At 46.3% G+C, this 6,755-nt stretch carries 6 protein-coding genes and 1 rRNA gene; 2 read left to right on the top strand and 5 right to left on the bottom strand.

The window, feature by feature from the left end; translation table 11 throughout:
• Positions 1-6: 6 nt before the first annotated feature.
• The 3 genes from ftsH to PHG53_07560 are packed head-to-tail and all read right to left on the bottom strand — an operon-like array spanning position 7 to position 3,545.
• Positions 7-1,995, bottom strand: coding sequence for an ATP-dependent zinc metalloprotease FtsH (gene ftsH / locus PHG53_07550; GenBank protein ID MDD5381473.1), 1,989 nt, complete (start codon positions 1,993-1,995; stop codon positions 7-9).
• A 51-nt stretch (positions 1,996-2,046) separates the two neighbouring features.
• The gene (locus PHG53_07555; GenBank protein MDD5381474.1) at positions 2,047-2,583 is read right to left on the bottom strand and encodes an LptE family protein; all 537 of its coding nucleotides are present in this window, start codon (positions 2,581-2,583) and stop codon (positions 2,047-2,049) included.
• Positions 2,538-3,545, bottom strand: coding sequence for a tetratricopeptide repeat protein (locus tag PHG53_07560; GenBank protein MDD5381475.1), 1,008 nt, complete (start codon positions 3,543-3,545; stop codon positions 2,538-2,540). Before PHG53_07560 ends, PHG53_07555 begins: the two co-directional genes overlap by 46 nt.
• A 484-nt stretch (positions 3,546-4,029) precedes the next feature.
• Here PHG53_07560 and PHG53_07565 point away from each other — a divergent pair, with 484 nt between their 5' ends.
• Entirely contained in the window at positions 4,030-4,269 is a 240-nt protein-coding gene (locus PHG53_07565) for a hypothetical protein (protein MDD5381476.1), read from the top strand.
• A gap of 171 nt (positions 4,270-4,440) precedes the next feature.
• Here the strand turns inward: PHG53_07565 and PHG53_07570 are convergent, their stop codons facing one another.
• Entirely contained in the window at positions 4,441-4,767 is a 327-nt protein-coding gene (locus tag PHG53_07570; protein ID MDD5381477.1) for an RNA-binding protein, read from the bottom strand.
• A gap of 426 nt (positions 4,768-5,193) precedes the next feature.
• Here PHG53_07570 and PHG53_07575 point away from each other — a divergent pair, with 426 nt between their 5' ends.
• Positions 5,194-6,423: a glycosyl hydrolase family 8 gene (locus PHG53_07575; GenBank protein MDD5381478.1), complete on the top strand. Its 1,230-nt coding sequence runs from the start codon at positions 5,194-5,196 to the stop codon at positions 6,421-6,423.
• Between the two features lie 122 nt (positions 6,424-6,545).
• Here PHG53_07575 and PHG53_07580 read toward each other — a convergent pair.
• Positions 6,546-6,755 (bottom strand): 16S ribosomal RNA (locus PHG53_07580); the annotation flags it as partial.

Here is a 6,755-nt window from a genome sequence, read left to right on the forward strand (position 1 = left end):
TCGCTCTTATTGGCCTTTTTGCTCAGAGTCCGGCGGCTTGTTCTTGGCCCCTTCGGCAGCCAACAGGTCAGAAACCGTAGGCTTGTCCAGTTCGCCGCCTGCCAGTATCAATTTAACGTCATCGGCATCGAGAGTCTCATATTTCAACAGGGCCTTGGCTATTTTCTCGAGTTTATCTTTATTTACTTCTATCAATTCCTTTGATTTTTTGTAAGCATGGTCGATAAGCCTTTTCACCTCGCCGTCAATTTCCTCCGCTGTTTTCTCTGAATACTCTCTCTCACTCGGAATCAGGTACGCCATATCCTTAAGCCCCGAATCTGATTCGTAGCTGATTGGGCCGAGTTTTTCGCTCATCCCCCAAGTCAAAATCATCTGCCTTGCAATAATGGTAGCCTGCTGGATATCAGCCTGTGCACCGCTGGATATATCATCGCAGAACATCTCTTCGGCAATACGGCCGCCGAAGCAAACCTGCAAAAGTGCCATACAATATTTTTTCGTATAATGCAGACGGTCCTTTTCCGGAAGCGCGAAAGTTGCTCCGCCGTAAGGACCTCGAGGTATAATACTGACTTTATGCAGAGGGTCTGCGTCTTGCAGTATCGATTGAACAAATGCATGCCCTGCCTCGTGGTAAGCGGTAATTTTCTTGTCAGACTCATCGACAACTCTGCTTTTTCTGGCCCTTCCCCATCGGACCTTGTCCCTAGCCTCTTCTAAATCGGCCGTCTCAACATAATCTTTATCAGCCATAGTCGCCGCCAGGGCCGCTTCGTTAATAATAGCAGCCAAGTCAGCCCCGCTGAACATCGGTGTTCCGCGAGCCAATCGTTCCATGTTGGCGTCAGGAGACAATTTTACTTTCTTGGCGTGAACGCCGAGGATTTCAAGCCGGCCTTTCAAATCCGGCAGGGGCACCGAAATCTGTCTGTCGAACCTTCCGGGCCGAGTCAACGCATGGTCTAAAATATCGCCGCGATTTGTCGCTGCAATCACTATTACCTGGTCGTTCGTATCAAAGCCGTCCATCTCAACCAAAATCGCATTTAATGTTTGTTCACGTTCGTCGTGTCCTCCGCCAACATAGCCTGGGCCGCGTTTCCGGCCGATAGCATCGACCTCATCAAGAAAAATAATACAAGGTGAATTTTCTTTTGCCTGCTTGAACAGGTCGCGCACACGAGACGCCCCCACGCCTACGAACATCTCCACGAAATCGCTGCCGGATATACTGAAGAACGGCACCTCGGCCTCGCCGGCTATTGCCTTGGCAAGCAGCGTTTTCCCGCACCCGGGCGGCCCTACAAGTAAAACACCTCGAGGAATTCGGCCGCCGAGCCGTTGAAACTTCTTCGGGTTCTTCAAAAATTCGATTATCTCCGCCACTTCTTCCTTCGCTTCTTCAATGCCGGCGACATCCTTAAATGTTATCTGGACGCGGTCTTTGCTTTGTAATCGGTGCCTGCTTCGGCCAAACGACATCAGCATCCCTCCCGCACCGCTGCGTAGATTACGGGCGAACAAAAAGTAAAGAACCCCGAGCATCAAAACTATTGGGAATATCATACTCGCCAGATAACTGAGCCAGATACGCGGCGGCTCGGTATTAATCTTTATAGTACTGTTTTTTTCTAACAACTCCCCCAGCTGTTTACCCTGCACTTCCGGCTTATAATAAACCAAAAAAGCATCTTTGCCTTTGTCTCCCCTGCTGGCAACACCCTGCTTGTTGAATTTACCTACTATCTCTGTGTCTTTTATGGTAAAACTTGCGATGTAATCGCTCTTAACATAATTGGCAAATTCATCCCAGCTAATCTCTTCGACACTCTGCCACTGCTGCAGCATCATCATCGCTGTGAATATCACAACTCCGATTATCAGGTAGGTAAATGGCCCGTATTTATAACCCGATAGCGGAGGCTTTTTGCCCGGTCTCTCTTGCAGGCCTTGATTTGGCCGGGACGATTTCTTGTTTTGTTTTTTACCCATAATTTATATCTTTTTTCTATCGGTTCGACCCATAAGCTGCAATCGGCGATTTTACCATTCTTTTTCCATCAATTCTACGATTCTTTGCGCCAGCTTGTTTGCTGCAAGGGTCGCCCCATACCGAAAGCCTTGTTCCTGCCACTCGGAATAGCTTGCCGAGGCACTAATAGCCTCGTTGTCTATCAGCAATTCTCCTGTTTTTAGATTTTTCCAGTTAACTACAGCCCGCAGTTCCACTTCTTTCTCCATAGGGCGGCCGGTCTGCCGTTCCGTGCTGAGCCACAATTCGTCGATTGATACAATCTGGCCGCTTATTATGGTGTCAGCCCGGTCCCTGCTGGAGATTATCTTGTATGGTGTCTCGGTCTCGATGCGCTTTGCCAAGGCGTCGGTCAGCTCGTATTCCACTCCACGCCAAAAGCTCTTGTTGTCAAACATCTCCACGTAAACGCTGCCCACATCTTCCGGAAACAGCGATTTGTTGGAATAGCCGGTACAGCCGCAAAAACTCGCCAACGATGCGATAGTTATGCCGAAGTAAATTATAAAAACACTTTTTCGAGTTTCTCTGTGATATTCTTTTTCCATTTTTTCCCCTTTTTGGCGTCTGGTTTTTCCTCATTCATCGCCGCTTTTGCCCTATCGGCTGCAATACTTCCCGGCCAATTATCCACAACCATTTGATAATAAAGATTAGCCGACTGCTTATCGCCGATTTGTTGATAATACTTGCCCGTATTAAATTCCTTGTAAGCTAATTGCTCATCTATCTGTTTCAGTATTTTATCGGCATCGATCTCTTCGGCATCTTCGGGATACCGCAATTTGAAATTCTCGTAATAGCTCTTTGCACTAATCAGGTCAGCGCCGTTATACTTTGGCCCTTTATACGCAGCGTGCTTGCATCGAGCCATATTCAGTATCGCATCTTTACCAATTTGCCCTGTCGGCCATCGCGATGATATTTCCGACCACTTATGGTAGGCCTCGGTAAACATTCCTCTTTTTTCATAGCTTTGGGCCACCGCCACAGCAGCATTCAGCCCAATGGGTGCCCCCCCTGCCCGGTCACTAATCCTCTCCATAATTTTAATGCCCTCGTCGTATGTGCTCATGACGAACACCCCAAGCACCCTTTTCTTCTGCCCGCCTAAAAAAGCCGTAGCTATGGCAAACTGTCTGTCCAGAGCTGCTGTGTAAAATCCGCTTGTGGGAAATTCCACCAAAAACTTATCATAGGTCCTCGCCGCTTTGGTGAGTTTCCCTTCAGAATACAGCATCTCAGCCTTCATAAAGGCATCCAAATCAGGCCCCGCAATTTCCGGAAAGTCTTTTTTAAGTTTATCTATTGCCTGCCCGGCTGCCCTGGTTTGGCCCGTATTGACTAACTTTTTTATTTCAGCCACAGCCAGCAGATATTTATCTCCAGCTGATACGGCTTTCCACTGTCCCTCTTCGCCCAAACGCCACGTTTCCGCCGAGAACACCGGCAAAGCAAATAGTCCGGTAACCGCTGCTAACGTTACGAACAACCTCTTATATTTTCGCATAATCCTGCCCCGCCAATCACCAATTACTTGTTACCAAATTACCAGTCACCGCAACATTATACACGTTCTTCCAATCATTGCAAACCTCCAACTTAAAATATACTATCTTCCGTTTCACCCCCAATTATCCATAAACTCACTTTTCCTTCTTTGCTCTTGGTTTACAACTTAGCTTATTCCTTCGACTTTGCTCGTCGCAGATATCGAACAGGAAATGTCGGAACGGCAAAAGGAGGATTTCGCCACCATGAAGGCAACGGTTAAACAGGAGTGTTTTTGCCAAATCGAGGCGAAAAAATGGTCAAAAATTCGGCAATTTTTCTCCAAAACCCCGTAGTTACCACGATTGACCTAACTATGCCAAAAATCTTATAATTTATGCATTGGTGGCATGTTAACATATTTTGTAGGGGCAGCCTGGTGCGGTGGGGCTGCCCCACACTGTACGGGGGATAAATAAGACAAAATTAATGGGGGTCAACCTATGGAATTAGCACAAGAGCAAAAGCAAGAAACGGGGAAAATCATTAACGATTTAAAAGATTTCATATCATACAAGTCAGGGTCTGAGAATCTTTGTAAAGCACGCTACTTTGGATTAGAGGAATACATTGACTGCTTGGAAGAAAATGCGAAAAAGTGTGAATTTTCATTACCTTTCGGCGAAGGGTATCTCTGTAAATGCACCCTTCGAATTTATATTGCAAAAAATTTAAAGATGTAATCAACCTTTGCGCAGACTGCTTTGCAAATGGTTCAGCTTTAAGCTGGCTGTGCGCGATTCATATGAAGAACTGACCCGCCGCTGGCGCGGTGAACTAAACAAACAATCCACAGTACCTGTACTATTCTATCTATCTATCTATCTATCTATGTTTGCTGCGTGAGGAAGCGTTTAGTAGCGTCTTCCGCCGCCGCCACCGCCGAAGCCGCCTCTGCCCCTGCCGCCTCTATCTCTTCCGCCGCCGCTTGAGCGCTCGACCCTTGGACGAGCTTCGTTGACGGTAATGGTCCGCCCCATCAAATCAGTACCGTTCATTTTCTCGATAGCGCTTTGTGCTTCTTGTTTAGAGGGCATCTGCACAAAGCCAAACCCTCTCGATTCGCCGCTGAATTTGTCTTTTATGATATTAGCGGATTCTACCTGTCCAAAGGCTTCAAAAGCCTTGCGTAAATCATCTTCAGTTACCTGATTTGCCAAATTACCTACATAGATGTTCATATTGTCCGTTCCCTTTCATTCAAACCTGTACCGGAACCACTGCCTGCCATCGAATAACTGCGTTGCCGCGTCTATCTCATCGTTTGTTCTGATACTTTTCCCATTAAAAGTGCCCAGCTACTCAGCCAAGCTTGATTTTCCTAATACCATACCAAACAGATAAATGCAACATTGAAAAATTATTTTTTCAAACAAAAAATTATCCCGCAGGCAGGACAAACAACAGGTAATTTCCCTCCAAAACGTAGCGAGAAGCTATTTGAAAAGCACTGCGAGGCGGTTTAGATGCTTGATTAACAAAGCTGTTTGCAGTACAATAAGCATGTCAGCCCGGATGTCGGCTGTTCTAAAGCGTTGAAGTAAAACCGCCAAAATGAGAAGTTTAGACATCTTTATTCTGCTAAGTTTGATTATATTAACATAACTATGTTAACACCCGCCAACAAAGCGTCCGCATCAGACTCTAATGGCTCAAAACCAACGGGGGCATATTATTCAAATATATATCATAATCTATTCGTTGAACTTTTGGGCGAGTCCCCATCGCAGATACAAACCAAGTTAGACAACACCTGGAATCAATTATTCTATGGAGACAATAATACCCAGCGTGTCTATTATCCTGTTGACGCCGATATGGCTTATATGAAAGATACTTTACACGATAATGTATGCAGCGAAGGTATGTCTTATGGGATGATGATAACCGTCCAGCTAAATAAGAAAACAGAATTTGACCGTTTATGGAAATGGGCCAAAACGTATATGCAGCACGGCAGCGGGCCGCGAAAAAATTACTTTGCCTGGCTGCTAAATACAAATGGCACTATCATCGACCCTAATTCTGCTTCTGATGGTGAGGAATGGATTGCAATGACTCTGTTTTTTGCCTCTGCAAGATGGGGAAACGGGACAGGTATATACAACTATCAAGTCGAGGCACAAGCCATTTTAGACGCAATGCTTACCCCAAAAACTCCTTCTGGAAAAGACGATGAATTGACAAATATATTCAACAAGACAGAAAAACAGGTCGTTTTTGCCCCCATAGGTACTGCTGCCGCTTTTACTGACCCTTCTTATCATCTGCCTCATTACTACGAGCTTTGGGGACGTTGGGCAGATAAAGATAATCAGTTTTGGTTTACTGCAGCTTCTGTCAGCCGACAATTGTTCAAAAATGCAGCTCACCCAACAACAGGTTTAATCCCCGATTACGCCCATTTCGATGGTACACCCGCAGACTTCCATAATGGCGGACATAAGGATTTCCGTTTTGACGCCTGGCGTGTCGCGATGAATATTGCTGTCGATTATGCCTGGTTTGCCAAAGACAGCTGGGCTGTAAGCCAGAGCAACAGGCTACTTGATTTTTTCCATACCGAAGGTATAGGCAAATACGGCAACCAATACACCCTTGACGGAACAGAATTGTCAAGCGACCATAGTCCCGGCCTGGCAGCTATGAACGCGGTCGCCTGCCTTGCTTCGACAGACAACAACAGAATCAATTTTGTTAAGGAATTGTGGAATACGGCCATACCGAGCGGCGCCGAACGTTATTATGACGGCATGCTTTATATGCTGGCTATGCTGCACCTGAGCGGTAACTTTAGAATTTACAGCCTTTCCGACTGTCCGGCTTCTTCTGCTTAAAAGAAAAAAGCCCTGTCATCAGACAGGGCTTTTTAATATCAAGAACAGCTAAGCCATAGCAAACGAAAGAGCCCGACTTCGGCATTGTGCAATAACACAACACCGTCTAAATTATCCTTTAGAAAGGAGGTGATCCAGCCGCAGGTTCCCCTACGGCTACCTTGTTACGACTTAGTCCCAGTCATCGCACTTACCGTAGACAGGTGTCTCCTTTCGGTTAACAACCCGGCTTCGGGTACTTACGACTCCCATGACTTGACGGGCGGTGTGTACAAGGCTCAGGAACACATTCACCGCGTCATAGCTGATACGCGATTACTAGCGATTCCAAC

The sequence above is a fragment of the Phycisphaerae bacterium genome, assembly GCA_028714855.1.
Classification (GTDB): Bacteria; Planctomycetota; Phycisphaerae; order Sedimentisphaerales; family Anaerobacaceae; genus CAIYOL01.

Excerpts from the sequence above, each read along its gene's own strand:
- ftsH (MDD5381473.1), bottom strand. The coding sequence starts at position 1,995 with ATGGGTAAAAAACAAAACAAGAAATCGTCCCGGCCAAATCAAGGCCTG.
- PHG53_07555 (MDD5381474.1), bottom strand. The coding sequence starts at position 2,583 with ATGGAAAAAGAATATCACAGAGAAACTCGAAAAAGTGTTTTTATAATT.
- PHG53_07560 (MDD5381475.1), bottom strand. The coding sequence starts at position 3,545 with ATGCGAAAATATAAGAGGTTGTTCGTAACGTTAGCAGCGGTTACCGGA.
- PHG53_07565 (MDD5381476.1), top strand. The coding sequence starts at position 4,030 with ATGGAATTAGCACAAGAGCAAAAGCAAGAAACGGGGAAAATCATTAAC.
- PHG53_07570 (MDD5381477.1), bottom strand. The coding sequence starts at position 4,767 with ATGAACATCTATGTAGGTAATTTGGCAAATCAGGTAACTGAAGATGAT.
- PHG53_07575 (MDD5381478.1), top strand. The coding sequence starts at position 5,194 with ATGTTAACACCCGCCAACAAAGCGTCCGCATCAGACTCTAATGGCTCA.